The organism is Streptomyces sp. NPDC005483 (assembly GCF_040606035.1).
Taxonomy (GTDB): domain Bacteria; phylum Actinomycetota; class Actinomycetes; order Streptomycetales; family Streptomycetaceae; genus Streptomyces.
In genome coordinates, this window is the sequence record NZ_JBEXEA010000001.1 from 336,593 (window position 1) to 361,594 (window position 25,002).

General features: G+C 71.7%; 18 protein-coding genes. 15 read left to right on the forward strand and 3 right to left on the reverse strand.

Translation table 11 applies throughout. The features are described from left to right. The first annotated feature begins 228 nt into the window (after nucleotides 1-228). From ABZT06_RS01570 to ABZT06_RS01600, 7 genes are all read left to right on the forward strand, one after another. On the forward strand, nucleotides 229-2,907 hold the full coding sequence (locus ABZT06_RS01570) for a LuxR C-terminal-related transcriptional regulator (RefSeq protein WP_355733153.1): 2,679 nt from the start codon (nucleotides 229-231) through the stop codon (nucleotides 2,905-2,907). Nucleotides 2,908-3,018: 111 nt separating this feature from the next. Beyond that, nucleotides 3,019-4,647, forward strand: a complete 1,629-nt coding sequence (locus ABZT06_RS01575; RefSeq protein ID WP_355733156.1) for an MFS transporter — start codon at nucleotides 3,019-3,021, stop codon at nucleotides 4,645-4,647. A 15-nt stretch (nucleotides 4,648-4,662) separates the two neighbouring features. Then, the gene (locus ABZT06_RS01580; RefSeq protein ID WP_355733158.1) at nucleotides 4,663-5,181 is read left to right on the forward strand and encodes a hypothetical protein; all 519 of its coding nucleotides are present in this window, start codon (nucleotides 4,663-4,665) and stop codon (nucleotides 5,179-5,181) included. A 123-nt stretch (nucleotides 5,182-5,304) separates the two neighbouring features. Continuing rightward, the gene (locus ABZT06_RS01585) at nucleotides 5,305-5,502 is read left to right on the forward strand and encodes a hypothetical protein (protein WP_355733160.1); all 198 of its coding nucleotides are present in this window, start codon (nucleotides 5,305-5,307) and stop codon (nucleotides 5,500-5,502) included. 507 nt (nucleotides 5,503-6,009) lie between these two features. After that, nucleotides 6,010-6,672 (forward strand): DUF308 domain-containing protein, encoded by a 663-nt coding sequence (locus ABZT06_RS01590; RefSeq protein WP_355733163.1) that lies wholly within the window; start codon nucleotides 6,010-6,012, stop codon nucleotides 6,670-6,672. Nucleotides 6,673-7,411: 739 nt separating this feature from the next. Further along, a complete protein-coding gene (locus ABZT06_RS01595; RefSeq protein WP_355733166.1) occupies nucleotides 7,412-7,876 on the forward strand; it encodes an SHOCT domain-containing protein in 465 nt (154 codons plus the stop codon). A gap of 31 nt (nucleotides 7,877-7,907) precedes the next feature. Continuing rightward, nucleotides 7,908-8,354 (forward strand): hypothetical protein, encoded by a 447-nt coding sequence (locus ABZT06_RS01600; protein WP_355733169.1) that lies wholly within the window; start codon nucleotides 7,908-7,910, stop codon nucleotides 8,352-8,354. Between the two features lie 757 nt (nucleotides 8,355-9,111). Here ABZT06_RS01600 and ABZT06_RS01605 read toward each other — a convergent pair. The 3 genes from ABZT06_RS01605 to ABZT06_RS01615 are packed head-to-tail and all read right to left on the reverse strand — an operon-like array spanning nucleotide 9,112 to nucleotide 10,714. Then, complete coding sequence (locus ABZT06_RS01605) at nucleotides 9,112-9,612, reverse strand: RDD family protein (RefSeq protein WP_355733173.1); 501 nt, start codon at nucleotides 9,610-9,612, stop codon at nucleotides 9,112-9,114. Then, nucleotides 9,609-10,472: a hypothetical protein gene (locus ABZT06_RS01610; RefSeq protein ID WP_355733176.1), complete on the reverse strand. Its 864-nt coding sequence runs from the start codon at nucleotides 10,470-10,472 to the stop codon at nucleotides 9,609-9,611. The genes ABZT06_RS01605 and ABZT06_RS01610 overlap by 4 nt, the downstream gene beginning before the upstream one ends. 5 nt (nucleotides 10,473-10,477) lie before the next feature. After that, nucleotides 10,478-10,714: a hypothetical protein gene (locus ABZT06_RS01615; protein ID WP_355733178.1), complete on the reverse strand. Its 237-nt coding sequence runs from the start codon at nucleotides 10,712-10,714 to the stop codon at nucleotides 10,478-10,480. Between the two features lie 1,202 nt (nucleotides 10,715-11,916). Between ABZT06_RS01615 and ABZT06_RS01620 the strand changes: the two genes are divergently transcribed. The 8 genes from ABZT06_RS01620 to ABZT06_RS01655 all read left to right on the forward strand — a co-directional run bounded on the left by ABZT06_RS01620 (nucleotide 11,917) and on the right by ABZT06_RS01655 (nucleotide 25,002). Beyond that, complete coding sequence (locus tag ABZT06_RS01620) at nucleotides 11,917-13,395, forward strand: sugar transferase (protein WP_355733181.1); 1,479 nt, start codon at nucleotides 11,917-11,919, stop codon at nucleotides 13,393-13,395. 73 nt (nucleotides 13,396-13,468) lie between these two features. Continuing rightward, on the forward strand, nucleotides 13,469-14,785 hold the full coding sequence (locus ABZT06_RS01625) for a nucleotide sugar dehydrogenase (protein ID WP_355733185.1): 1,317 nt from the start codon (nucleotides 13,469-13,471) through the stop codon (nucleotides 14,783-14,785). After that, nucleotides 14,775-16,043, forward strand: a complete 1,269-nt coding sequence (locus tag ABZT06_RS01630; RefSeq protein ID WP_355733188.1) for a glycosyltransferase family 4 protein — start codon at nucleotides 14,775-14,777, stop codon at nucleotides 16,041-16,043. The genes ABZT06_RS01625 and ABZT06_RS01630 overlap by 11 nt, the downstream gene beginning before the upstream one ends. Further along, on the forward strand, nucleotides 16,040-17,410 hold the full coding sequence (locus ABZT06_RS01635) for a Wzz/FepE/Etk N-terminal domain-containing protein (RefSeq protein WP_355733191.1): 1,371 nt from the start codon (nucleotides 16,040-16,042) through the stop codon (nucleotides 17,408-17,410). Before ABZT06_RS01630 ends, ABZT06_RS01635 begins: the two co-directional genes overlap by 4 nt. After that, nucleotides 17,407-18,927, forward strand: coding sequence for a Wzz/FepE/Etk N-terminal domain-containing protein (locus tag ABZT06_RS01640; protein WP_355733194.1), 1,521 nt, complete (start codon nucleotides 17,407-17,409; stop codon nucleotides 18,925-18,927). Before ABZT06_RS01635 ends, ABZT06_RS01640 begins: the two co-directional genes overlap by 4 nt. A 3-nt stretch (nucleotides 18,928-18,930) precedes the next feature. Next, nucleotides 18,931-20,865: an asparagine synthase (glutamine-hydrolyzing) gene (asnB, locus tag ABZT06_RS01645; protein WP_355733197.1), complete on the forward strand. Its 1,935-nt coding sequence runs from the start codon at nucleotides 18,931-18,933 to the stop codon at nucleotides 20,863-20,865. 16 nt (nucleotides 20,866-20,881) lie between these two features. Then, nucleotides 20,882-23,074, forward strand: coding sequence for a bi-domain-containing oxidoreductase (locus tag ABZT06_RS01650; protein WP_355733199.1), 2,193 nt, complete (start codon nucleotides 20,882-20,884; stop codon nucleotides 23,072-23,074). Beyond that, nucleotides 23,074-25,002: an alginate lyase family protein gene (locus ABZT06_RS01655; RefSeq protein WP_355733201.1), complete on the forward strand. Its 1,929-nt coding sequence runs from the start codon at nucleotides 23,074-23,076 to the stop codon at nucleotides 25,000-25,002. The genes ABZT06_RS01650 and ABZT06_RS01655 overlap by 1 nt, the downstream gene beginning before the upstream one ends.

Below are 25,002 nucleotides of genomic sequence, written 5' to 3' on the forward strand. Positions count from 1 at the left end.
TTGAAGGGGGCAGGGCCTCAGGACGAACGGCTCACTACCCAACGTGACTGCCCCGCCACCGGCGCGGCCGGCCGGAGCGGGTTGGCGCGGGGCAGGTCCATCGGTCCCTTCGTAGGGCTGTCCGGCCCTCCGAAGGGACCAGGGGGTCCTGTACGCCAGGTGCGCGCTCGGGAAAGGTGAGAAGCTGAGCGAAAGGGAGCGCTGCCCAGGATCTGACTGAGCGTGGTGGTGAGCGCCGTGGCTACAGGGGACAGGGGCACTTCGGCTCCGGCCGGAGGCCATGTCGATCCGCTCGGGGATCCGTTCTTGCGCACAAGATTCGCCGTACCGTCGAAACCGGCCACCTACCTCCCGCGCCCGCGCCTGACCCGGCACCTCGGACAGGCGCTCGAGACCCCGCTGACCATGGTCAACGGCTCGGCCGGCGCAGGGAAGACCGTGCTGGTCGCCGACTGGACCGCGAGCCTGGACCGGCCGGTCACCTGGCTCACCGTCGAGGCGGAGGACCAGCGCCCCGGCATGTTCTGGGCGTATTTCCTCCAGGCTCTCGACGCCTCCGGCACACCGCTGTCCGGCCGGGTCCACTGCCCGGCGGACCCGAGCCGGGTGAGCCACCAGGTGCTCTCGGAGATCGCCGAGGATCTCGTCGGACGTGATCCGGCCCCCGTCGTCGTGCTCGACGAGTTCGATCGGGTGAGCGCCTCCGAGGTCGCGGAACAGCTGGAGTTCGTGCTCCAGCACGCAGGCTCCGGTCTGCGTCTGGTCCTCGTCACCCGCAACGAGCCGATGTTCTCCCTGCACCGGTACCGGACGGCAGGAGCCCTCACGGAGATCCGCGACGCCGAGCTCGCCTTCACCCCCGAGGAGGCGGCGGCACTGCTGGAACTGCACGGACTGCGCCTGCCCGCAAGTGCCGCGCGCGCCGTGGTGGAGCGCACCCGCGGCTGGGCCGCCGGTCTGCGGCTGTGCGCCCTGGCCGCGCAGGAGAGCCCGGACCCGGAGACGTATCTCAAGGAGTTCGAGGCCGACCGCAGTACCGTCGCCGACTTCCTGCTGGCGGAAGTACTCAGACGCCAGCCGGAGGAGACCCAGGACCTGCTGCTGCGCGCCAGTGTTCTGGAGCGCTTCTGCCCCGATCTGGTGAACGGGCTGACCCACCGCACCGACGCCGGCCGCATCCTGGCCGAGCTGCACCGCGAGAACGCCTTCGTCGAACAGCTGGGACAGGGCTGGTATCGCCTGCATCCCCTGTTCGGGGAGATACTCCAGACCCATCTGCGGGTGCGCCACCCCGGTCTCGAACCCGATCTGCACCGGTCCGCGGCCCGGTGGCTGCGGCGCCACGGCACCCTCCCGGAGGTGCTCGCCCACGGTGCAGCCGCCGAGGACTGGGACTTCACGGCCGGTGCCCTCGTCGACGACCTGGCGATAGGACAGTTCTTCACCGGTCTGCGCTCCGACGACCTGAACGAGCTGTTCTCCCGGATGGCACCCGACGCCACGGGCCCCGCGACCGAGATCGTCCGGGCGGCCCGCGACCTGGCGCGCAACGACCTCGACCGGGGCAGGGCCCACCTGCACCACGCCGAGGAGCGGCTGTCCGACGAGGCGGGCGATGCGGCGACCGCCCAGCTCAGCTGTGCGCTCCTGGAGGCGGCGGCCGCCAGACTGGCCGGCTCGCCCGAACAGGCGGAACGGGCCGCCGAGACCGCCGAGGAGGCGCGGTCGGAGGTTCCCGCGCACCTTCTGGACAAGCACCCCGAGCTGCCCGCCCTCCTGCTGACCCATCTGGGCTGCGCGCGGCTGTGGGCGGGACGCTTCGAGGACGCGCGGGCCGCTCTGTCCGAGGCGGCCGACTGCCCCGGCGGGGTCTCGACGGTGCTGCCCCGGGAGGAGTCGATGGGCCACCTGGCGCTGATCGACTACCTGGACGGCTGGCTCGGCAGGGCCGAGCGCCAGGCCCTCGCGGCGGTGACCGAGACGGAGCGGTTCAGCCTTCCCCAGCCCGCCGGCTCCGGCATCGGGCGACTGGTCCTGGCCGCCGTGGCGGTCGACCGCAACGAACTGGGCCGCGCCCAAGCCCTCCTCGACGAGGTCGACGAGCTCACCGACGACATCCAGGACCCGGTCAAGGCCGCCGGGCGAGCCATCACCGCGGCCCGGCTCCAGCTGGCCCGGGGCAACGCGCGAGCGGCCGTGGAGTCGGCGGCCCCGCCCGCCTCCACCGCTGTCGCCTCACCGTGGGCCGACAGCCTGGAACAGCTGGTCGCCTCCGCCGCCCATCTGGCGGAAGGGCGGTCCGAGACGGCTGCCGAGCTGCTCCGGGACCTGCCGGACGACCAGTCGGCCTGTGCCGTGGAAGCCGCGCGTATCCAGCTCGCCGCGGGACATCGGGGCGCCGCGATCGACCTGCTCGACAGCGTTTCCGCCGAGAGCCGGCCAGGGCCCGCGGTGACCGTCCGGGCGGCGTTGGTCAGGGCTCAGGCCGCCCATACGGCGGGGGACGGTGAAGCCGCCCGCAGGTTCGTCGCGCAGGCCCTGCTCGGCGCCCGGACCGAACGGCTCAGGCGCCCCTTCCTCGACGCCGGACGGTGGATCAGGCCGCTGCTGGCAGCGCCGCCCCTGCGGGACCTGGCCGTCGGCTGGCTCCTGCCCGGCTCGTCGGTCCCCGGCGGACCGGCCGCGGCACCCACGCCTCCCGTGCCGATCGTCGTGCAGGAGCTGAGCGAACGCGAACGCGACGTCCTGCGGCGGCTGGCGCAGATGATGTCGACGCAGGAGATCGCCGCGGACCTGTACCTGTCGGTGAACACGGTGAAGACCCATCTCAAGAGCCTGTACCGGAAGCTGGCGGTGAACCGCCGCAGCGAGGCGGTCCGCCGCGCCCGGGACCTGGGGCTGCTGTGAGGGCCCGGCAGGTCGCCCGCGACGGGTGAGGCGCGGCGCGCCCCCGTCCGCTGCGATAGGAGCAGCGGCCGCCTCCACCGCCGCTCCGGACCGACCTGGCGAGGTGGTCACATGAGACATTGGCGCGCACTGGTCGTCCTGGGGACGGCTCAGTTCCTGATGGTCCTGGACACCTCCGTCATGAACGTCTCGATCAGCCAGCTGGTCGAGGACTTCGACACCGAGGTCACCACCATCCAGGCCGTCATCACCCTGTACGCGCTGGTCATGGCCGCGTTCATGATCATCGGTGGCCGGCTCGGCGACATCCTGGGGCGCCGTCGGCTCTTCTTCCTCGGGCTGATGGTGTACGCCGCGGGATCGGCCCTGACCGCGCTGGCCCCCACCGTGTGGGTCCTCGCCCTGGGCTGGTCGGTCATCGAGGGTCTCGGCGCCGCCATGGTGCTGCCGGCCATGGCCGCCCTCGTCGCGGAGTCGTACCGCGGACCGGACCGGGCCGTCGCCTACGGCGTCATCGGCGGACTCGCCGGGGCCGGCATCGCGGTCGGTCCCCTGCTCGGCGGCTGGGTGACCACCTACCTCACCTGGCGGCTGGTGTTCGCCGGCGAGGTCGTGATCGTCCTGGCCATGCTGTGCTGCCACCGCATGATCACGGAGTCCGCTCGCACCGGGACCCGCCCCCGTCTGGACGGGGTCGGCGCCGTGCTGTCGGCCGCCGGGCTGGCGCTCTGCGTGCTCGGGGTCCTCCAGAGCAGCACCTGGGGGTGGGTCTCGCCCCGCAACCCGCCCTTCACCGTCCTCGGATTCGCCCCGACGCTGTTCGTGGTCGGGGCGGGAGCGGCCGTACTCTCCGGCTTCGTCCACTGGGAGCGGCGCCAGGACGCCCGGGGTACCGATCCCCTCGTCCACCTGCCCCTGCTGCACCGGCCCGACCTGCGTTCCGGTCTGCTGACCCTGATGGGCCAGAACCTGATCCTGCTGGGGCTGTTCTTCGTCATCCCGCTGTACCTGCAGGTGGTGCAGGGATTCGACGCCTTCCAGACCGGACTTCGACTGCTCCCGGTCTCCATCACCATGCTCGCGGCCTCCATGCTCGCCTCCTCGCTGGGACGGGCCGTGGGACCGCGCCGGATGGTCCGGCTGGCCCTCGCCACCCTGGCGGTCGCCATCGTGTGGCTGCTGGCCACCATCGACCCGGTCATCGACGACGCGCAGTTCGCCGGCGCCATGGCCCTGGTGGGCGTGGGCACCGGCCTGCTCGCCTCGCAACTGGGCAACGTCGTGCAGTCCAGCGTCGGCGAGGAGGAACGCAGCGAGGTCGGAGGACTTCAGTTCACGGCGCAGAACCTCGGCTCCGCACTCGGCACGGCGCTGATCGGCTCGATCCTCCTCGGGGCGCTGGCCCACGCGTTCACCGCGCAGGTCGCCGACGACCCGCAGATCTCCGAACAGGCCCGTACGCAGACCGGCGTCGCCCTGGAGTCCGGCATCTCCTTCGTCACCACCGACCAGGTGCACTCGGCGGCGGTGGACGCAGGACTGCCCGCTTCCGAGGTGGAGGCCGTCACGGACTCCTACGCCTCCGCGCAGATCAACGGTCTCAAGGCGGCGATCCTCGCCACCGGTGGCGTCACGCTGGCGAGTTTCCTCGTGACCCCGAACCTCCCGGCAGGACGGAAGAGCGGCACGAAGGCACACAAGGCCGCCGCGTCGGCCCCAGCTGCCGACCCGACGCGCTGACCCCAGGGAGCACCGATGTCCACGACCGACCACACGACGGTTCGCGGGCCCGACACCGGACGGCGGGCTCGCGCCGACTACACCGGCGGTGTCTACGGATCCATGCTCGCGGCATCCGTGGTGATCGGTGCCGGCACCCTCGGCTCGTTCCCGCGACTGGAGCTGGTGATCCTGCTGCTGCTCACCGGTGTGGCGTTCTGGGTCGCGCATGTGCACGCCCAGCTGTTCGGTTCCCGCCTGGCGAAGGAGCCCCTCGACCGCCATGTCGTGTTCCACGCGTGTCGCGAGGAGTGGCCGATCGTGAAGGCGGCCGTACCGCCGGCCCTGGCGGTGGCGGTCAGTCCGCTGCTGGGGCTGGACGTGCAGGGTGCCCTCTGGCTGGCGCTGTCCGTCGCGGTGGCAGGGCAGGTGGGATGGTCCGTGGCCGCGGCCCGTCGCGCCGGTGCCTCCTGGCGCCTGGTCGCCGCCACCGCCGCGGTCAACCTGCTGCTGGGACTTCTGATCATCTCCTTCAAGGTGTTCCTGAAACACTGAGCGGGTCGCCTGAGCGCCGGACGGCGGATCACCTCCGCCGGGTGAGGCCGGGAGCGCCATCCGGGCGGACCATCGCAGGACAGGACACGAAACGCCTTCCCGGCCGCGCGCGGGAGGACCGCCATGCGCTACGAGATCCGAGTCGACGGACACATGTCGGAGACGCTGGCCGAAGCCTTTCCGGAGCTGGAACGCGTCATGATGGCCGGACAGACCGTCCTGTTCGGTTCCGTCATCGACGAGGCGCACCTGTTCGGCCTGCTGGCCCGCTGCCAGTCGCTGGGCCTGCACGTGGTGGAGATGCGCCGGATGCCGGAGTGAGCGACGTGGCGGCGCCACTCTCCCTGGTGGCCCACGGTGACTCCGCCGTGGTGGCCCACTGGATCTTCGGCGACCGGCCACGAGGTATTTCCGCCGACGCTCAGAGGCCCTCCGCGGTCACTTGGCCGAAGCGCACCGCGGTCGCCGATGCCCCGCAGTCCCGCTCGTGAGGGCACGGCCGAAGCGGTCACCGGAGTCCAGGTGGGCGGCGATGGCGATCGGAGTGGGCGGCCCCACGCCCGGCGGCCCGGGCCCACCCGGGGCGCGCGCGACCGCCCGGACGGGTTCCGCCGCAGTGGGGCAGGCCGTGCTCCGTCCGGCTGCGGGGAGAGCGCTCGGCTCGCCCGTACGACCTCGCGTTTCGGCCCACCGGCACCGTGCTGCCGACGGATCACCCGTGGGGGGTGACCCGGCCGCGGGCACCACGCGGGACGCTGGCCGCGTGAGGGCCTGCGCACCGTCCCGGGCGGTGCGCGGACGACCGGTTCGACCGGGCGAGGAGGAGCCATGACCCTGCCGCGTGGTCCGGCATCACGTACCGCTCCGGAGCACCGTCCCGACGGGGCCGCCCCCGATCGCACGGCGGACGGCTCGGACGTACTGCAACGCCTGGGCCGTTCCTGGACCTGGATCCTCGGTTCCGCGATCGCCACGCTCGTGCCGGGCGTCCTCGTGCTGGTCTGGCCGGACGAGACCCTCCATGTCCTCGCCGTCCTCATCGGCCTGCACCTGCTGGTGAGCGGAGCGTTCCGGTTCGTCGCCGTCTTCGGCCGTACCGGACCCGGCGAACGGCTGCTCGGGCTGCTCATGGCCGTGCTGTACGTCCTCGCCGGGGTGCTGTGCCTGCGCAATCCGCTGCAGACCATCGCCGCGCTCTCCCTGGTCGTCGGAGTCGTCTGGCTGGTGTCCGGGATCCTCACCCTCTACACGGCGATCGCCGCCGAGGACCTGCCGCACCGCGCCTTCGTGCTGGGCGTGGCGGTGCTCGCCATCGTCGCCGGGATCGTGGTGCTGGCCCTGCCGGCCGAGTCGGCCCGTGTGCTGACCCGGCTGCTCGGTCTGTGGCTGGTGCTGCTCGGCCTGTTCGAGCTGGCGCTCGCCCTCGCCTGGCGGGCCGCGCTGCGCCGATCCAGCGGCACGGAACTCCACGAGGCCCCGGCGGACGTCTGAGACCGTGCCCGGCCGCCGGGCGCTACGAGGCAGACACCGCGAATCCCGCCTCGACCGCCTGCCGGCCTCCGCGACGGCGTTCAGCCGGGCTCCACAGACGGTGCGCGAACGCTGTCGGCGTCTGCGTCGGGCGTCGTTGCGGGCCGAGTGCCAGCTATGAGGGTCAGGGCCGGGCCGAGGTGTTTCTGCCGGTCCGGGCGCCGTTGTGGCGGGGTTCGGCGCAGGCCCTGCCGTTGGTCTTGTGAACGCTGTCGGCGTCTGCGTCGGGCGTCGTTGCGGGCCGAGTGCCAGCTATGAGGGTCTGCGCCGGGCCGAGGTGTTCCTGCCGGTCCGGGCGCCGTTGCGGCGGGGGTTCGGCGGCGGCCCGGCCGTTGCCCCTCGGCGGCGCCGCTGTGGTGGTGGACCCAGTACCTGCTGCTGGGTGGCCGGATCAGCTGGCGGAGTCTGCTTCCGGGATCGGTCCTCGCGGGCAGCGGGACGGTCGCGCTGAGCGGGGCGGACCGACTGGTCCTGCCCGTCGCCATGGAACGCAGTCTCGACGAGTTCCGCCCGCTGGGGCTGGCCGATGGGCGTCCGGTACCGCGCAAGCCCCGTCTTCCGGGGCCGTCCAGCCACCCGTGACGGGGCCGCGGCTGCCGCTCACCCGCGCCGGGTGAAGTCACCCCCTCTTTGCCGTGGGCACGCTGAAGACGGCACAGACAGGCCGCCGGGCGAAGGCCCCGGACGGAGGAGAGAGACCATGAGTGCGAACACGTACCTCGCGTACGACTATCCGCTGCTGAGCGTCTTCTGGTCCATGCTGTGGTTCTTCCTGTGGATCATGTGGTTCGTGCTGCTCTTCCGGGTGGTCGTCGACATCTTCCGCGACGACGCCTTGAGCGGCTGGGCCAAGACCGGCTGGCTGGTCTTCACGATCGTCCTGCCCTTCCTGGGCGTCTTCGTCTACGTGATCGCCCGCGGCAAGAACATGGGCCGCCGCGAGGTCGCCCAGGCCCGTGCGCAGCAGCAGGCCTTCGACTCGTACGTCCGGGAGACCGCCAAGGACGGCGCCGCGACCAGCAGCGCCGACGAACTCGCCAAGCTGTCGCAGATCCGCGCCAGCGGCGACATCACGGACGAGGAGTTCGCCAGGGCGAAGGAGCTGGTCCTGAGCGGCCACGGCGCGGGGACGTCACCCGGCGTCGCCGCCACCTCGCGGCGCTGAACACGCCGTCCGACAGAAACGAGGGGTCAGGATGACCGCCACACACACCACGCACACGAGCACGGCCAAGCAGGACTGGGCCTCCGGCACGATGATCTTCGGGGCCGTCATGCTGATGCTCGCCGGAGTGCTCGACATCTTCCGGGGCATCATGGCCATCGCCAAGGACGACGTCTTCGTCAACACGCGCAACTACGTCTTCAAGTTCGACCTGACCAGCTGGGGCTGGATCCACCTGGCCCTGGGCGTGATCGCCGTGGTCGTCAGCCTCGGACTCTTCGGGGCGGCCACCTGGGCGCGGGTGGCCGGGGTGGGCATAGCCGGGCTCGTCATCATCGCCAACTTCCTCTCCCTGCCGTACTACCCGGTCTGGTCGCTCGTGATGATCGCGTTCTCGGCGTTCGTCATCTGGGCCCTGTGCGTGGTCCGGCGTGACGACTCCTTCGAACCGTTCGAGCGTCCTGGGCGCAACATCTGACGACCCGTCATGCACCGGTCCGCCGGAAGGAAAGGGGTCAAGGGAAGGCGAGGAGATGGGACGCCACGCGAGCAGCCGCACGGACACCGGCAGCGCCTTCCGGGCACGCCCCGCTCTCCTCGCCCCCTGGGCGGCATCCTGGTACCGCTCCTCGCGGCGGACCGGGCAGCGTGCTGTGGGCGCTCGTCGGCATCGCCGGACTGGCGCTCGCCGCCGTGGGCGTGTGGTGGACGCCGTCCCGCTCCGGCACGCCGCGCGTCCTCGGACTGGTGCCGTCGGTGACCGCGCCGCTCACCGTGCTCTCCCTCTACAGCGCTTCGGGGATGCTGGAGCCGACCCGTCTGTCGCTCGCCCTGGTGGATGCCGGCGGTCGCCTCGGCGCGCGTCGCCTGGCACCCCCGCGCGTCGCACTCCAGCCCGTGAAAGCACCGACACCGCCCAGGCGGCTCGCCTGGTGCGTGGTGCGCGCTTCGGATCCGTCATGCCCACGAGGTCGTTGGCAGCACGACGTACTCGCCGTCGATGCCGACCGCGATGTCAGCGGCGTCCACGTCCACGATGGCGCGGCCGACCCGGGGCGGACTGTTCCGGGGCCGCAGCAGCACCGCGCCGGCGACACTCGGAAGGGGCCGGGGACGGCGTACCTTTCGGCGGTCCGTCCCCGGGCCGGGGGACAGGCTGACCGACGCGGGACTACCTCACCGAGTCCTCACGCGCGCGGTCCGGATGCAGGAACAGCAGGTCCAGCACCCGCGCTTCACCTGTCGGAGGCGAGGCCGCCGCTACGGCCAGGTGTGCGGCCGTACCAGTCGTGCACGACGGCACTGCCCGTCACCGCGTCCTGGAGCGACGCCCCGCGCCGGCTCACCGGGATCCACAACAGCCCCCAGGGCAGGGCGACGCACAGGACGGCCCGGAGCAGGGCGACACCGGCAGTGAGGCGCTGCCCCGCGCCGTCCGTCACCCGCAGGCCCATCAGCTGGTCCCCGGCCGTGCGCCCGCTGGAGAGCCAGCTGCCCGTGAGATAGACGACGAGGGACACGTAGCCGACGACGGCGGTGAGGCCGGGTCCGGGATCGGGGACCGTGAAGGGCGGCCCCGTCAGCAGGCAGCGGACCGCCGCGTACCCGAACTGGAGGGCGAGGAGGAGTGCCAGCACGACCAGGGCGTCCACGGCTGCCGCCGCCGTCCGTGACACAAGTCCCGCCGGATGCCCCTGGACCTCCGGTGGGCGACGCGGACGGGCCGGGGCTGTCACGGCGTCTCCACTGCTGGAGGCCGCCCCTCGGCGCCTCCGTCGGCCGACGGACCGGCTCTGTGGAGCAGCCGGTCGGTGATCCGCTGCACGAGCCGGTCGGCACGCGCGTTCTGCTCACGGAACGCGTCGAGCGTCTCCGCGGTGATACTGCCTCCGGTGTCCCGGACCACCCGTCCGATGTCGACCTCGTCGAGGACCGACTCCGCGTACCGCACGAGGTCGACGCGGTCGAGAACGGCGTCGAGGTCGACGCGGCCGACGAGGGCGTCCAGGTCGAGCCGGGACAGGACGGCGTCCAGGTCGACACGGGTGAGTACGGCGTCCAGGTCGAGCCGGGTGATCACGGCGTCGAGGTCGACGCCGGCCATGACGGCGTCCAGGTCGAGCCGGGAGAGTATGGAGTCCAGGTCGACGCGGGCGGTGACGCGGTCGACGTCCAGACGGTCGGCCACCGCGTCGACGTCGATCTCGTCGAGGACGGCGACGGCCAGCTCACGCACCAGCGCCCGGGTGCGCAGCGCTGCCTCGTCGCGCGCCCGCAGCCGTTCCGCCGCGCCGATCGTCCGCCAGCGCGCCACCCGACGGCCGACGGCGTCGGCGGCGACGGAAGGCACGAGAAGGCGGACCACGGCACGGGTACAGGGCACGGCCACACCGCCGACACCCGCCACGACCGACAGTGATCGGCGCTGGACCTGCAGGGCGAGGCCGAGCGCCGCGTCCGGTACGGCCCTGACGTCCCGGGGCCGGGCGTTCGCCGCGCCCTGCGCGGTGTCGGCGGCTGCCCGAACGGCCAGGTCGACCAGCCCCACGGCCAGTCGCGTCGCCCGTCCGACGGCGTCCCTGTCGACGACACCCACCGCGATCACCTCCCGCCACGTGGACGAACGGGGGAGCCGACGGCCCACTCGGCGCCGGTGCTCCGACAGCAGGCCGCCACGGCCGCCTCCACGGTGGGGAAGAACCAACCAGGTTCGTCGAGTGCGTGCAGGACGTCCGCGGCCGTGGTGTCCACATCGGTCAGGGGTTCCGCCGCGACGACGATCCCTGGCACGGCCCGCGGAGGGCCCGTGGCCTGCGGGGTGCCGTGCCCGGTGGTCATGGACTGTCCCTTCGACGGTGGCCGTCCGCCCTCTCGGCCCTCACCACGCCGCCGACCGGTCTTCCGGGGCCGGATCGCCGTGTCCTCGCAGGATCGGCCGGTCACGCGGCCGGGGCCTCACCCGTCACGGGTGACCTTCGCTGCAGGGGTGCCGGGCAGGACGCCGGAGAGCGGACCCCGGACCAGGTAGGTCCTGCCGTCCAGGGTGATGGGATGCGACTCCAGACTGGGCGTCAGTTACCTGGTCCGGGTGTCCAGGGCCGTCCTGCGCGGGGTGCCGCGCGGACCGTGAGGAGCGATCCGCTGCCGAGGGGGTATCGGCTGCGCTTCTTGACCCGCCGGCATTCCTGGTCGACGCCCAAAAGCTGCCGCCCTGGCCTTACGCTGAAGACCGGGAGCGGTACGAGCCAATCACACCGGCCTCGAAGGCGGCATGGCCACGTACACGGAACGCAGGAGCTGGTTACCAAGGGTTCGCAGGTTCAAATCCTGTCCGGCCTTCGGCTGTCGGCAGGCAGCCGTCCACGAGGCCCCCTGCTGAGGCGAGTTGGACCACCCGTCCAGCGGAGCCGCCCTACCGGGCCTGCGGATTGCGGCGTCCTGATCGGCTGCGTCACCCCGAGGTCACCCGGCGGTCACTCCGCGGGACGCCATCCTGGAACCCGGGACTCCGTTGTCGCAGGTCGCAAGGCCCGCCTTCGTGGCCGAAACACGCGTTGCGGTGGTGGCTTAACTGCCCCATCTTCAAATCGTAAGCACATATTCCACACATCCCCCTCTGCAGACGGGTCTCGATGGTCTAGATTGACCTTGCTGCCCATGGTGGGACACGGGGCGACAAATAGTGATCTATGGGTCCGGCGCTGCGGACAGTGAGCAGAAACGTCTCGGCGTCAGGCTCGGGGGTGATCAGTTCTTGGAACCCGAGGGGGGCTTCGGGTGCGGGGAGCATCCGAGGTTCCAGTGGTTCCCGCGCAACTCGAGAGTCTGGCACAACGCGCAAGTCTGCTGCTGCAAAGGTGAATTGCTCGCGCAGTGTTGATGTAGGCATGCCATGCGCAGGTGCCGGTGCCTCCCGGGAGAGGAACAGCGCGGCGCGGGGCGGGGGGTCCTGCGAGGAACGGTGCGGGAGGCGGGGGCCTCCCGGGGGGAGGAACGATGTCTGGCAACCACGTCGTACCACTGGGGACCGGGGGGGTTCTGTGCGGGAGGGGGGAATAGTCAGGCCCCTTCCGTCGGCGCACGAGCGTCTGACGGATGGGGCGATAGGCCAGTCGGCGAACGTCTGGGAGCAGCGGTACCGCCGTACCGTGATCACCAGCGACACCGTGACCACCGCCTTCGTGGTGGCGGCGATCGGCGAGTTCTTCGGGGCCCGGGACGCGGCCAACTGGCACGAGAAATGGGGAATTCTCGCGTTCGGCACCGAGCTGCTGGTGCTGGGGGCGCTCGCGGTGGGCCGGGCGTGGGCACCGGCCGTGCTCGGCCAGGGCGCCGAGGAATTCCGTAGGCTCGGACGTTCACTCTTCGCGGCGACCGTCGTGCTCGCGCTCGGCGGGATCGCCCTCACCTCACGCAACATCAAGCTCTGGATCTTCGTCGCGATCCCCGCCATCGCGCTGGTCACCATGACCGCGCGGTATGTGCTCCGCCTCGGGCTGCACAAACAGCGCAAGGAAGGGCAGTGCCTGAGACCGGTGCTCGCTGCCGGGAGCCCGGCCACCGTGAGCGACCTGATCAGCCGCACCCGCAAGTTCCCCCACCTCGGATGGCGCGTGGACGGGGTCTGCACGACGGACGGCCGCGGGCTCGACAGTGACGAACTGGACGGAGTGCCGGTCGTCGGCCAGCTGACGGACGTCGCCAAGTACGTGGACAACGACGGCTATCGTGTCGTCGCGATCACACCGGACCCTTACTGGACGCCGGAGCGGCTGCAGAGGCTGGCCTGGAACCTCGAGGGCAGCGAGGCCGAGATGGTCGTGGCCCCGGTGCTGATGGAGGTGGCCGGCCCGCGGCTGCACGTCGACGCCGTGCTCGGGATCCCGCTGTTGCGGGTCAGCATGCCGACGTTCACCGGGGGCCGCCGGGCGATCAAGGCGGTCGCCGACCGGCTGGGCTCGGCGATCCTGCTGATCCTGTTCGCGCCGCTGATGCTCTTCGTCGGACTGCTCGTGGTGACCGACAGCCGGGGCGGGGCGTTCTACCGCCAGCGCAGGGTCGGCAAGGACGGCCGCGAGTTCACCATCCTCAAGTTCCGCACCATGGTCGTGGGGGCCGACCTGGCTCGTGCCGAGCTGGCCGACCGCAACGAGGGCGCGGGGCTGCTGTTCAAGATGCGCCGGGATCCGCGGGTGACCCGGGTGGGCACAGTGCTGCGCCGGTACTCGCTCGACGAACTCCCGCAGCTTTTCAACGTACTCACCGGATCGATGTCGCTCGTCGGTCCGCGCCCTCCGCTGCCGGAGGAGTCCGCCGCGTACGGCCCGGACATCCGGCGGCGACTGCTGGTCAAGCCCGGCCTCACCGGCCTGTGGCAGATCAGTGGACGCAGCGACCTGCCGTGGGAAGAGGCCGTGCGCCTCGACCTGCGGTACGTGGAGGACTGGTCGCTCGCCCTGGACGCGGTGATCTTGTGGAAGACGCTGCGCGCGGTGCTCTACGGCCAGGGGGCCTACTGATGTGCGGGGGGCGCCGTCCGGACGGCGGGCAGACAGCAGGCCACAAGGGCCTGGCTGGGGGGAGGAGCGGGTCATGAGAATCAGCGTGTTCGGGCTCGGCTACGTGGGCTGCGTGTCGGCCGCGTGCCTGGCCGGCATGGGGCACGAGGTCATCGGCGTGGACGTCAACCAGGTGAAGGTCGACCTGGTCAACGACGGCAAGGCCCCGGTGGTCGAGGAACGGATCGGCGAACTCACCGCGGAGGTCGTGCGGACCGGAGCGCTCCGCGCCACCACCGACGTCCGTGAGGCGATCATGGACAGCGAGGTGTCGCTGATCTGCGTGGGCACCCCGTCGGAGCCCAACGGCAGCCTGTGCACCACATACTTGGAGCGGGTCACCGAGGAGATCGGCGCCGCGCTGGCGGAGCGGGGCGGGCGGCACACCGTGGTGTTCCGTAGCACCATGCTCCCGGGCACCTGCCTGAACCTTCTGGTGCCGATCCTGGAGAAGAACATCGGCGGCACCGCCGGAGTGGACGTCGGCGTCGCGGTCAACCCGGAGTTCCTGCGCGAAGGCACCAGCGTGCGGGACTTCTTCGACCCGCCCAAGACCGTCATCGGCGAGCTCGACCCGGCCAGCGGCGACGTGGTGGCGGCGCTGTACGAGGGCCTGCCCGGCGAGGTGTTCCGGGTGCCCATCCCGACGGCCGAGGCGATCAAGTACGCGGACAACGCGTTCCACGGCCTGAAGATCGGCTTCGCGAACGAGCTGGGCGCGGTGTGCCAGGCGCTCGGGGTGGACTCGCACCAGGTGATCGACGTGTTCCTGGCCGACCGCAAGCTGAACATCAGCCCCGCCTACCTGCGGCCCGGCTTCGCCTTCGGTGGCTCCTGCCTGCCCAAGGACCTGCGCAGCCTCGTCTATGCGGCCCAGCGGGCCGATGTCTCGGTGCCCATCCTCTCCCACGTGCTGCCCTCCAACTCCGACCATCTGCAGCGTGCGGTGGACCTGGTGGAGCGCACCGGCAAGCGCCGGGTGGGAATGTTCGGGCTGTCCTTCAAACCCGGCACCGACGACCTCCGGGAGAGCCCGCTCGTCGAGCTGGCGGAGCGGCTCCACGGCAAGGGGTACGACCTGCGGATCCACGACGCCAACGTGAGCCTGTCCCGGCTGATCGGCGCGAACCGCGAGTACATCGAGACCCGGCTGCCGCACCTCGCGCAGCTGCTCGCGGACTCCGTCGAGGAGGTGCTCGACCACGCCGAGGTGTGCCTGGTCGGGACCAAAGACCCGGCCGTCCTCGCGGCCCTGCCTCACGGCGGCGGCCCGGTGATCGTCGACCTCATCCGCCTTCCCGACGCCGAGACGCGCCGGACCGAACCGGGATACATGGGCCTTGCTTGGTAACGAAGTCAGCGGCGACGGCTCCGGCCGGCGCGCGCTGATCCTGGTGGAGAACCTGTCGGTGCCGTTCGACCGACGGGTGTGGCAGGAGTGCACGACGCTGCGCGACGCGGGCTGGGAAGTGCACGTCATCTGTCCTCAGGGGGAGAAGCGGGACACGGAGCCGGAGGCGGTGATCGACGGGGTGCGGATCCACCGCTACCCGTTGCGCGCCGCCACCGGAGGACCGGCCGGCTACCTCAAGGAGTACGGTTCGGCGCTCTGGCACACGGCCCGGCTCGCCCGCAAGGTCGGCCCGGTCCACGTGGTGCACGCCTGCAACCCGCCCGACCTGCTGTTCCTTTCGGCCCGTTGGCTGCGGCGGCGCGGCGCACGGTTCGTCTTCGACCAGCACGACCTGGTGCCCGAGCTGTACCTCTCCCGCTTCGACCGCGGCAAGGACCTGCTCTACCGCGCCGTGTGCGCCGTGGAACGGCGGACCTACCGGGCCGCGGACGTCGTGCTCGCCACGAACGAGAGCTACAAGGGCGTCGCCGTGAGCCGCGGCGGCAAGCGGCCCGAGGACGTCTTCGTGGTGCGCAGCGCGCCCCAGATCGAGCGGTTCCAACCGGTGCCGCCCGAACCGGAGTTGAAGCGCGGCAAGCCCCATCTGCTGTGCTACCTGGGCGTCATGGGCCCGCAGGACGGTGTCGACTACGCCCTGCGCGCCCTCGCGAAGCTGCGCGACGAGTTCGGGCGTACCGACTGGCACGCGGTGTTCGTCGGCTCCGGCGACGCCTTCGAGGCGATGGTGGAGCTGTCCCGGGAGCTCGGGCTCACCGACCAGGTGCAGTTCACCGGGCGCATTCCCGACGCCGACCTGGTGCGATACCTGTCCACCGCGGACGTGTGCCTCTCTCCCGACCCGCGCAATCCGCTCAACGACGTGTCGACCATGAACAAGGTCCTGGAGTACATGGCGATGGGCCGGCCGATCGTCTCCTTCGACCTGAAGGAGGCGCGCGTCTCCGCCGGTGACGCCGCCGTCTACGCGCCGGCCAACGACGAGGCCCAGTTCGCCGAGCTCATCACGGTGTTGCTGGACGATCCGGACAAGCGGGCCCGGATGGGCAAGATCGGCCAGGAGCGGATCGGCGGGCAGCTTTCCTGGCCCAACTCGCAGGCGTCGCTGCTCGCCGCCTATGCCGCCGCGTGCCGGGACCGCCAAGCGGTCTCGGCGAGCGGTCCGGTGCGCACAAGGAAGAAGAGGCAGCGCAGTTGAACGAAGACATCATCCGCCTCGTCACGATCGGGCGGATACTCCGTCGGCGGTGGCGGCTTCTGGCCGTCCTCGCCGTGGTGGGCGCACTGTTCGGTTACGGCACCTCGGTGCTGGTGTTCCCGCCGCGATACACCGCGTCGGCACCGGTACTGCTGCCAGGGGTGTGGGAGGAACGAGAGCTGCTCACCCAGGTCGACATCGTCACCAGTCTGACCGTGGTCGACCGTGCGGCCGACGCTCTGCACTGGTCCGACGTCAGCCGCTCCGAGCTGCGGGACAACGTGAGCGCCACGGCCGCCGACGGGAACATCATCACGATCTCGGGTACGGCCGACACCCCGGAGCGCGCGCAGCGGCTCGCCGACGGGGTGGCCCAGCAGTTCGTGCAGTTCGCCGCGGAGGTCGCGGGCAGCGGCACCGACGCCTCGGTGGCCACGCAGACCGAGGCGCTGCGCAAGCAGGTGGCGGAGACCAACCGGCGCATCTCCGACCTGGCCAAGGCGGCCGACCCGGGACAGACCGTGGAGAGCGTGCAGTCCCGCACGGCGCTCGAGAACCTGCGCACCTCGCTGGAGGCGGCCATGAAGAAGCTGGAAGAGGCCGACCCGTCGACCAGCAAGGCAGGCATGGTCGTCATGGGGCAGGCCGCACGGCCCACCGGTGAGGCGCCGCCGACGCGGATTCAGCTCATCGTCGGCGGAGCGCTGGTGTTCTTCCTGCTCGCGGTCCTCGGCCATCTCGTCGCCGCACGGATGAACCGCCGGCTGCGCACCGAACCCGAGATCGCCGCGGCACTGGGCTCCACGCCGCTCGGCGCTGTGGACGTTGCCGGTGACTGGCCCGCGCACGGGCCGGAAGGCGGGGGCCGGCGAGCCCGGATCCGCCGGCTCCTCGGCGCGGACACCCGGTGGGACGTACCGGCCCCGCAGAAGTCCGGCGACGAGGCCGGCAGACGGCTTCGTTACCGGCGGGTGTGCGCCCGCCTAAGGGAGCAGCTGCCGGCTCCCCGGCGGCTGCTGCTCGTCGTACCGGACGGCGACGAGATCGCCCGCCGGGCCGCGGGGCAGCTCCTTGCCGAGGCCAAGAACGATCCGCAGCTGCGGGTGGTGGAGGTGTCGGCGGACCGGCCGATCGTGCCGGACCGGGAGACGGAGAACGGTGCCGTGGTGGTCCTCAGCGCGAACAGGTGGACCGCGGAGGAGCTCGCCGGCATCGCCGAGGCGTGCGCGGACGGCCGGCACGAGGTCGTCGGCGTCGTCGTCGCGGGCCCGGTCCAGGCCGGCCCCACGCGTGCTGCCGCCGACCTGCCGGACGACGCCACGCTGACGTTCGCGGTTCCCGGCCGCGGGACGGGAGGTCGGGCGTGACGACGAACACGACGTCACCGGAGCCGGCCGCCACTCCGCTCCTGGACCTTCAGTCGCTGGTGGTGTCGGTGCGCAGGCGCCGCCGCCTGTGGTGCGCCATGGCGGTCCTCGGCTTCCTGGCCGGCCTGGCAGTGGCGGTCCTGCTGCCGCCGCCGCCGAGCGCGACGACCAAGGTGCTGGTCGCCCACGCGGAGGACCAGCCGAACGACACCGGAACGCTGATCCGCACCGATGTCGCGCTGCTGCAGACCACGCGCATCGCCGACGCGGCTTTGAAGTCCCTCAAGTCCCCGGAAAAACCCGAGGACTTCATGAAGGACTACCAGGGCACCGGCCTGACCAACAACCTGCTGCAGATCGAGGTGACCGGCGACGACGACGCGCAGGCGGTGGCCCGGGCCAAGGCGCTGGCCGACGCGTTCGTCGCGGACCACGTGCAGCGGATGAAGGCAACCGCGAAGGCCGAATCCAAGGCCCTGCTCGACCAGCGTGACCGCACGCGCGACGAGCTCGCCACGGTCAACAAGGAGATCAACGAACGAGCCGCGACCGGCGACACCACGGGAGCGGCGACCATCGAATCGCTCTACGCCCGCCGGGCCGAACTCAACTCGCGGATCGCCGACTTCGACCAGCGCGCCGCCGACGCCCGCACCGGCACGCCCGCGGTCGTCGCCGGCACGCAGATCGTGGACGACCCGAGCGCGGTACGGCACTCCCTGCCCAAGGCCGCTGCCACCGACGCCGTGATCGGGCTGGTCCTCGGCCTCTTCCTCGGGCTCGCGCTGGCCGCGGTCGGCGTGGTGGTCGCGGACCGCCCCGTACTGCGCCGGGACATCGCGGCGAACCTGGGTGCCTCGGTCATCTCGGAGCTGCCCCGCCGCACTGGCAGGCCGTGGCAGCGCCGACGTACCAGGCTGGCACGCGAACGGCTCACCGCGTCCCTGGCCCGCACCGCGCGCGGCTCCGCGGAACCGCTGTCGCTGCTGGAACTGGGCTGTGCGCGCAGCACGAGCGCGATCGCCCTGAACGTCGCCAGGGCACTGGCGGACGACGGGCCCGTGGTCGTCGTCGACGGGCTGCCGGGCTCGGAGCTCTCCGGCCGCCGCCCGAAGCCGGGGGACCCCACCGTGGTCAGCGGCCGGCAGGCCACGACCGTGCCGGATCACGGGCGCCTGCTCGGCGTCGGCTCGGTGGCACCCGGCACCGCGTGGACCGACCTCCAGTACCTCGGTACCCAGACCGTGCTCGTCGTGCGTGCCGGGCACGGCAGCGCCGCATGGCTGCACACCGTGGCGCGCCAACTCGCGGACCAGCGCATCGCGGTGGTCGGTGTGGTGCTGATCGACCCCGATCCGCGGGACCGGACCGACGGCACGCTCTGGGACGGGCTGCACGTCGCGCTGCGGGGACACAGCGGGCGGACGGCCCGGCAGAACGGGAACGGCCAGGTGAAGACGGAGCGACAGCCGATGTGGGCCGCACGGATCCCGGACAGCGACCAGGAGGTGCGGTAGGACATGTGTGGCATCGCAGGGACGTACCGATGGCCGGACGGCAAGATCGTGACCGACCGGCTCACCGACACCCTCGCCCACCGCGGCCCGGACGGGTCGGGCCGCTACGGCCACCCCGTCGGTGACGGCGAGGTGCAGCTCGGGCACCGTCGGCTGTCCATCATCGACCTGTCCGAGACCGGCGCCCAGCCGATGGTCAAGGACAGCCTCGTCCTGACCTACAACGGCGAGCTGTACAACGCGCCCGAACTGCGGGCCGAGTTGGAGTCCGCCGGGGTGCGCTTCCGCGGCACCTCCGACACCGAGGTGCTGCTCGAGGCCTGGCGGCGCTGGGGCACGGACTGCCTGCCCCGGCTGCGCGGCATGTTCGCGTTCGCCGTCTTCGACGAGCGCACCGGTGAACTGGTGCTGGTCCGCGACCAGTTGGGCATCAAGCCGCTGTTCCTGCTCCGGCGGGGCGAGGGCCTGGTGTTCGCCTCCGAGCTCAAGGCGCTCGCCGCCGCGACCGGCGGCAAGCTGGAGGTGGACCACGCGGCGCTGGTGGCCTCGCTCCTCTACTACTGGGTGCCGGACTCACGGTGCGCCTTCCGCGAGGCGGAGAAGCTGCCGCCGGGGAGCTGGCTGCGGTGCCGGCCCGACGGCCGCGTGGAGCGCGGCCGGTTCTGGAACCTGAAGGACGTCGCCGCCGAGGGCCAGGAACGGGCCCGGGCCGGTGAACAGCCGGACCTGGCCGCCATCGTCGAGGAGTCGACCCGGCAGCACCTGCTCGCCGACGTACCCGTGGCGACCTTCCTGTCCGGCGGCCTCGACTCGAGCTGGCTGACCGCCCTCGCGGCCCGCCACCAGCCGGGGATCTCCGCCTACACGATCGGGTTCCGCGCCGAGGACGCCAGGTTCGAGGCCATGCCCGACGACCTGCGCTACGCCCGGCAGGTGGCCGAGCAGTTCGGCGTCGACCTCCACGAGATCGAGATCGCCCCGAACGTGCTCGAGCTGCTGCCGCAGATGACGTACTCCCTGGACGAGCCGATCGGCGACCCCGCCGCGATCAACACCTTCCTGATCTGCCAGGCCGCCCGGGAGGCCGGGGTCAAGGTGATGCTCTCGGGCATGGGCGCCGACGAGCTGTTCGCCGGCTACCGCAAGCACCTGGCCAACCTGCTCGCCCTGCGCTACCAGCGCGTCCCGCGACCCCTGCGGCGCGGGGTGTCCGCGGCCGTGGACCGGCTGCCGGTCGCCACGTCCCGCCGGGGCCTCAGGTCGGTGCGCTTCGCGAAGCGGTTCCTGTCCTTCGCCGAGCTGCCGGAGGAGACCGCGTTCCGGCGCAGCTACACCATGTACGACCAGGAGGAGCTGCTCGCCCTGGTCGATCCGGACCTGGCCGAGACGGTCGACGACGTACTGACCGAACACGCGGACATCTACCAGGACAACGAACTCGACGACTTCGTCAACCGCATGTGCCTGGGCGACGCCCGGATGTTCCTGCCGGGCCTGAACCTGGCCTACACGGACCGCTCCAGCATGGCCGCGTCGACCGAGGTGAGGGTGCCGTACGTGGACGTCGAGGTGGTCAAGGCGGCGTTCGCCGTGCCCGGCGACCGCAAGATCGTCGGACGACAGGGCAAGGCGGTCCTCAAGGAGGCGGCCACCTCGATCCTGCCCCGGGAGATCGTCTACCGGCCCAAGGGCCTGTTCAGCGCCCCGCTGCGGGCCTGGATGAGCCGGGATCTGGCACCACTGGTGCGCGAGGTGGTCAACGACGGGGAGCTCGTCCGCTCCGGGTTCCTGCGCCGTGACGCGCTGAACCGGATGGTCGCCGAGGACGCCGCCGGACAGCAGGACTTCTCCAAGCATCTGTGGCATGTGCTGACCCTCGAGTACTGGTATCGCGACGCGACCTCCGGGTCCGGCCAGAGCACTCGGCAATCGGCTTAGGAATCAGGGGACTTCGGTGAAACAGGTCGTACAGAACTACAAGAGCGGCGAGCTGGCGGTGCTCGACGTTCCGGTCCCGGGGTGCAAGCCGGGCGGTGTGCTGGTCCGCACCGCCTACTCGCTGATCTCCACCGGCACCGAGCTCATGAAGGTGTCCGAGGCCGGCATGTCGATGCTGGGCAAGGCCCGCTCCCGCCCTGACCAGGTGGCCAAGGTCATGCAGAGCGTGGCCACCAACGGGGTGCCCGCCACCTACCGCAAGGTGATGGGCAAGCTGGACTCCTACACACCGCTGGGCTACTCGCTGTGCGGGGTGGTCGAGGAGGTCGGCGCCGGGATCGACGACGTGAAGGTCGGCGACCTCGTGGCCTGCGCCGGCAACGAGCATGCGCTGCACGCCGAGCTGAACTGGGTGCCGAAGAACCTCTACGCACCGGTGCCGGACGGCCTCGCGCCGCAGCACGCCTCCTTCGGCACCGTCGGGTCGATCGCGATGCAGGGCGTCCGCCAGGGCGAACCGCAGCTCGGCGAAGTGGCACTCGTCATCGGCCTCGGCCTGATCGGTCAGTTGGTGGTGCAGCTCCTGGCCGCCTCCGGAGTCCGCGTCGTCGGCGCCGACCCCGACCCGGCGCGCTGCGAGCTGGCCGAGCGCCTGGGCGCCGCGGCCTGCGGGGACCCCGCCTCCGCCGCCGTGGAGAACGCCGTCGCCGAACTCACCGACGGACACGGCGTGGACCAGGTGTACCTGGCCGCCGGCGGCGGCAGCAACCAGCCCGTCGAGCTGGCGGCCAAGCTGGCCCGGGACCGCGGCCGGGTCGTCGACATCGGCAAGTGCCGCCTCGACCTGCCGTGGAACGCGTACTACGAGAAGGAACTCGACGTCCGGTTCTCGCGTTCCTACGGCCCCGGGCGCTACGACCCGTCGTACGAGCTGGAGGGCCGCGACTACCCGATCGGCTACGTCCGCTGGACCGAGCGCCGCAACCTGGCCTGCTTCCTCGACCTCGCCGCCCGCGGCAAGGTCGACGTGGAGCCCCTGATCTCCCACGTCGCCGACTTCGACGACGCCGTCGAGACCTACCAGCGCCTCAAGGACGGTGAGCTCAAGGCCATCACCGCGCTGTTCCGGTACCCCGAACAGGCGGGGGATGCGGGGGAAGCGAAGGCCCCGGTGGTCGCCGTGCCCGCGGTGGCCGTGTCCACAAAAAGCACGAAGGCAAGTCCGGCCCGGGCCGCCGACACGCCCGTGCGTCTCGCGTTCATCGGCGCGGGCAACTACGCGACGTCGATGCTGTTGCCGCACCTCGCACAGCGTGAGGGCGTCGAGCTGTCGACCGTCGTCACGACGACGGCGTTGTCCGGAGCCAACGCGCAGCGGAAGTTCGGCTTCAAGGAGGCGACCACCGACCTCGACGCCGTGCTCGGCGACAAGTCCGTCGACGCGGTGTTCGTGGTCACCCGGCACAGCTCGCACGCCGAACTGACTCGGCAGGCCCTCCTGGCCGGCAAGACCGTGTTCGTGGAGAAGCCCCTGGCCCTCACCGAGGACGAACTGGCCGGCGTGCTCGCGGCGGTGGAGGAGTCAGGCAACGACCGGCTCCAGGTTGGCTTCAACCGCCGGTTCGCGCCGCTGCTCCAGGAGGCCAGGACCAGGTTCGGCGCCCGGACCGGTCCGGCGAACCTCCGCTACCTGGTCAACGCGGGCCGCCTCACGCACGGCAGCTGGTACCTCCAGCAGGGCACCGAGGGCTCGCGGTTCGCCGGCGAGGGCGGACACTTCATCGACACGGCGAGCTGGCTGCTCGACGCGGACCCGGTCTCGGTGTACGCGACGGCGACGTCCGGCAACGAGGACCTGCAGGTCGTGCTCCGCTACCCGGACGGCTCCACCGCCACCATCAGTTACGTCACCACCGGCCCGTCCGGCTTCCCCAAGGAGACGCTGGACCTGGTCGCGGACGGCCGCGCGCTGCGACTCGACGACTTCGTGCGCGCTTCGGTGTACGGCCGTAAGAAGTGGGTCAGTTCGCGGCTGCCCAAGGCCCGGGACAAGGGCCAGAACGCCGAACTGGCCGCGTTCGTCAAGGCGGTTCGGACCGGCGGGCCGATGCCGGTGCCGCTGGAGTCGCTGGTCGCCACCACGGCGGCCACCCTCGCCGTGCAGGCCGGCCTGGCCGGTGGCGTGCCGGTGACGTTGGCGAGGCCCTGATGACCATGAGCGTGGGCTGGTACCTCCGGCGGCTGTCCCGGATGGGGCCGCAGGAGGTCGCGGGCCGGGTGGGCGACACGGTGCGCAGACGGCGCTGGCGGTCGGCGCCGCCCGACTGCCCGAACGTGACCGGCGCCCGGTTCACCGCCGTACTGCCCGCCGGGGCGATCTCCGCCGTACCCGACGACGCCGCGAAGCGCCTCATCGCCGAGGCGGACCGGCTGATGGACGGGCACGCCGAGTTCTTCGGCGTGATCCGCGACGACCTGGCCGACCCGGACTGGTGGCGCGACCCGAAGACCGGGCGCCGGGCCCCCTCGGGCTACGCCTTCGACGTGCCGTACCGCAGTGAGGACGCGGTCGGGGACATCAAGCAGATCTGGGAGCCGTCCCGGCACCAGTACCTCACCCAGCTCGCGGCCGCCTACGCGATCACCGGGAACGAGCGGTACGCCGAGCGCGTCGCCGAGCACCTGCGGTCGTGGTGGTCGGCCAACCCGCCGCTGCGCGGCGTCCACTGGATCAGCGGCATCGAGCTGGGCATCCGGCTGCTGTCCTGGGTGTGGATCCGCCGGCTGCTCGACGGCTGGCCGGGCGCGGCCGACCTGTTCGAGGGCAACCCGGTGGCGCGGAACCAGATCTGGCACCACCAGCGCTGGCTGGCCGCCTTCCCCAGCCGGGGCTCTTCGGCGAACAACCACGTCATCGCCGAGACCGCCGGTCAGTTCGCCGCGGCCTGCGCGTTCGACTGGTTCTCCTCCTCGCCGCGCTGGCGGGCCGACGCGCTGCGCTCGCTGGACCGGCATCTGCGCGGCAACACCTACGGCTCCGGCCTCAACCGCGAGCTGGCCACCGAGTACCACGGGCTGGTCCTGGAGCTCGGCCTGGCCGCGTTGGCGGAGGCGGAGGCCGCCGCGGTGCCGGTCCCCGCGTCCGTCCGTCTGGTGCTGCTGCGCATGACGGACGCGCTCGCGGCCGTCGTGGACAACCGGCTGCGGCCGCCGCGTCAGGGGGACGCGGACGACGGGCACGGTCTGATCGTGGACGGCGCGGGCACCGACCGCTGGGCCTCGCTGCTGGCCACCGGGGACGCCGTGTTCGGCCGGCTCGACTGGTGGCCGGAGGTGACGGCCACCGATGTGCGCACCCCGCTGCTGGCCGCGCTCGTCAAACCCACCGAACTGTCCGTGACCCGCCCGGCGAGCCGGCCGGCCCACTTCGCCGACGCGGGCATGACGATCCTGCGCGGCCCGGAGGAGATCTGGTGCCGCTGCGACGGCGGGCCGCACGGCTTCCTGTCCATCGCCGCGCACGCCCACGCGGACGCGCTGTCCGTGGAGGTCCGGCACGACGGGGTCGACGTGCTCGCCGACCCGGGGACGTACTGCTACCACGGGCAGCCCGAGTGGCGGCAGTACTTCCGGTCGACCCTCGGCCACAACACCCTGCAGCTGGACGGTGGTGACCAGTCCGTCTCCGGCGGCCCGTTCCTGTGGACCCGGCATGCGCAGAGCCGGGTCCTGACGGCGGAAACCGCCCGCTGGAGCGCCGAACACGACGGCTACCAGGGCTCCGTGCACCGGCGGCAGGTGGAACTGACCGCTGAGAAGCAGGAGTTGAGGATCGTGGACGAGGTGCGTGGCCCGCGCCGGGAGGCACGCCTGGCGTTCCACCTCGGCCCGGCGATCACCGCCGACCTGGTCGGGAACCGGGCCCGGCTCACCTGGACCCGCGACGGCGAGGACCGCTCCGCCGTACTCGAACTGCCCGCGCAACTGTCCTGGCAGGCGCACCGCGGCGAGAGCGAACCGCCGCTGGGCTGGTACTCCGCCGGATTCGGGCGCAAGGAACCCGCCACCACCCTGATCGGTACCGGCTCCACCGACGGCACGGAGGGTTTCACCACCGTGCTCGGGTTCCGCGGCTAG

Bases quoted from the DNA above. Each gene is read 5' to 3' on its own strand.
- ABZT06_RS01595 (WP_355733166.1), top strand. From the start codon at position 7,412: ATGAGTGCGAACACGTACCTCGCGTACGACTATCCGCTGCTGAGCGTC.
- ABZT06_RS01575 (WP_355733156.1), top strand. From the start codon at position 3,019: ATGAGACATTGGCGCGCACTGGTCGTCCTGGGGACGGCTCAGTTCCTG.
- ABZT06_RS01615 (WP_355733178.1), bottom strand. From the start codon at position 10,714: ATGACCACCGGGCACGGCACCCCGCAGGCCACGGGCCCTCCGCGGGCC.
- ABZT06_RS01590 (WP_355733163.1), top strand. From the start codon at position 6,010: ATGACCCTGCCGCGTGGTCCGGCATCACGTACCGCTCCGGAGCACCGT.
- ABZT06_RS01600 (WP_355733169.1), top strand. From the start codon at position 7,908: ATGACCGCCACACACACCACGCACACGAGCACGGCCAAGCAGGACTGG.
- ABZT06_RS01580 (WP_355733158.1), top strand. From the start codon at position 4,663: ATGTCCACGACCGACCACACGACGGTTCGCGGGCCCGACACCGGACGG.
- ABZT06_RS01585 (WP_355733160.1), top strand. From the start codon at position 5,305: ATGCGCTACGAGATCCGAGTCGACGGACACATGTCGGAGACGCTGGCC.
- ABZT06_RS01625 (WP_355733185.1), top strand. From the start codon at position 13,469: ATGAGAATCAGCGTGTTCGGGCTCGGCTACGTGGGCTGCGTGTCGGCC.
- ABZT06_RS01655 (WP_355733201.1), top strand. From the start codon at position 23,074: ATGACCATGAGCGTGGGCTGGTACCTCCGGCGGCTGTCCCGGATGGGG.
- asnB (WP_355733197.1), top strand. From the start codon at position 18,931: ATGTGTGGCATCGCAGGGACGTACCGATGGCCGGACGGCAAGATCGTG.